This window comes from Kitasatospora sp. NPDC093558, from assembly GCF_040683475.1.
Classification (GTDB): domain Bacteria; phylum Actinomycetota; class Actinomycetes; order Streptomycetales; family Streptomycetaceae; genus Kitasatospora.
This window is the reverse complement of sequence record NZ_JBFBDY010001145.1, coordinates 1-1459: the sequence shown is the minus strand read 5'-3', so window position 1 is coordinate 1459 and position 1459 is coordinate 1. Positions and strand designations below refer to the sequence as shown.

Sequence of the window (1459 nt, the reverse complement as noted above, 5' to 3'; positions counted from 1 at the left end):
AGCGCGGCCGTGGTCTCCGCCGCGGGCGTGACGGGTTCGCCGCGCCCGGCGAGCACGAACACGCGGCGCAGGTGCGTCAGGTAGCCGTACGGGAAGCCCGCGGAGACCGCCGGGGCGGCGGGCGGGTTGCCGACCTCCGGTTCGTGCCAGTCGACGCCGCTTGCCGCGAGCGCCTCGGACAGGCGCGCGAAGGCGCGGCGGTAGTGCGCCAGTCCCTCGGCGTCGTTGCGCGCCTGGTCGTTCAGGAGTCCCACGGTGATCGAAAGTCCCATGGCCGAAGACAGTAGCGGTCACGTCCGACAATCGCCGACGCCCACCTCGTACGCTTTGGGATCAGCCGCATAGCACCGCCGATTGCGCCTGCATCATCCCCAGGCTGCGCGGGACGGGCGGCTCGCCCTTCAGGTCTGCGCCGAGGTCGTAGACGGTGCCGACGAGGACCAGCTGCCGCTCGCCGTCGGCGGTGGTGAGCGAGACGCTGGTGAAGCCGGGGCCGCCGCCGTCGGTCTCCCAGGCGCCGATCGTCCTGGCGTCCGGCCCGGAGCCGCACGACACGTCCATGCGCTGCACGCCGAGCCCGTACGCCGGTGCGTGGGGGAAATCCACCGTGGCGAGGAGTTCGCGCTGCTGGGCGGGGCGCAGCAACCTGCCGGCGAACAGGGCCCGGTGGAAGCGGGCCAGGTCGTCGACCGTGGAGATCATCGCCCCTGCGGTCCAGTCGTACGAGGGGCTGAAGCGGGTCACGTCCTGTCGCTTGAAGTCGTAGCCGTGCAGGTGGGGGCCGTGGATGGCCGGATCGGTCAGCGGGAAGGAGGTGTCGTCGAGGCCGAGCGGGGCGAGGATCCGCCGGTGGATCTCGCCCGAGGCGCTGTGGTGCGTGACCGCCTCGATCACCAGGCCGGCGAGCAGGTAGTTGGTGTTGGAGTAGGACCAGCCGGTGCCCGGCGTGAACAGCGGTTTGTGCCGAACGGCGCGGGCGATCACCTCCCGTGGGGTGTAGACGTAGTCCCAGTCGTGGCGTTCCAGGTAGGGGGCGAAGAACTCGGGCTCGGTGGTGGGGTCGTAGATGCCCGAGGTGTGGTTGAGCAGCTGCCGGACGGTGATGGCCCGGCCGTCGTTGCCGTTCCCCTCGACCACTCCGGGCAGCCACTTCTCCACGCTGTCGTCCAGCGACAGCCGTCCCTCGCCCTCCAGTTGCAGGAGGACCGTCGACACGAACGACTTGGTGTTGCTGGCGATCCGGAAGCGCTGGTCCGGCCGGGCCTTCTCGCCGGTCGCGAGGTCCGCGAGCCCCGCTGCCACCCGTGACTCCCGCTGCCCGACCCTGGCGTACGCCACGACGCCCGGGAAACCGTCCGCGACCGCCTGCCCGACGCCCTCGGCGAGACCGGCGGGCGGCGCGGAGGCCTGCGCGAGGGCCGGCGCCGCCGGCACCGGCGAGGCAACGGCGGTCGCCGGG

Annotated in this window: 2 protein-coding genes; both read right to left on the bottom strand. The window is 72.3% G+C overall.

Annotation, left to right across the window (positions count from 1 at the left end):
• The coding region (locus AB0O00_RS39245; protein WP_363659453.1) for a hypothetical protein at positions 1-272 on the bottom strand (272 nt) is incomplete at its 3' end.
• 61 nt (positions 273-333) lie between these two features.
• A partial coding sequence (locus AB0O00_RS39240; protein WP_363659452.1) for a serine hydrolase domain-containing protein occupies positions 334-1459 on the bottom strand: 1126 nt, incomplete at its 5' end.